This window comes from Niallia yueguangensis, assembly GCF_052663115.1.
The window spans coordinates 1-568 of sequence record NZ_JBQTCX010000066.1; the positions used below are offsets into that span (position 1 = coordinate 1).

The following is a 568-nucleotide window of genomic DNA, read 5'->3' on the forward strand; positions in this document are numbered from 1 at the left end:
TTCTTTTAAACCATATACAAGTGATTGTCCACCAGGGAAATTGCCATCTTTTGCTTTTGTCGTAACATCTTTTACTGCTGTAGAAACACCTTTTAGTGCAGATGTTAACACTACATTATGCTCTCCAACTACACCTTCAGGAGATTGATCAGAGTCTACTCCGATTGCCCAAATGTATTTAGAAGGATCTTTTTCTTTTAATTCACGAGCCTCGGTAAATAAACCAGCACCAGTTCCACCTGAAGCATGGAATACTACATCAGCGCCTGAAGAATACATTTTATTAGCGATTGTTTTCCCGATTTCTGGTTTCGTGAAAGCACCAGCATATTGTACATCTACTTTCGCTTTTGGATTGGCAGCCTTTACACCATCAACAAATCCAGCTTCAAAATGCCAAATAATTTCATTTTCCATCCCGCCGATAAAGCCGATTTTATTAGATTTTGTTGCTTTTCCTGCAACAAGACCAGCTAAGAAAGCACCTTCTTGTTCTTTAAAAGTGATACTTGCAACGTTCGGTTGTTTAACTACGGAATCTACAATCGCAAAATGAGCATCTTGTTGT

Annotated in this window: 1 protein-coding gene; it reads right to left on the minus strand. The window is 38.6% G+C overall.

Features of this window, described 5'->3' with window-relative positions; genetic code table 11:
• On the minus strand, nucleotides 1-568 hold a 568-nt coding region (locus ACTYA4_RS22160), incomplete at both ends, for a BMP family lipoprotein (protein WP_445505880.1).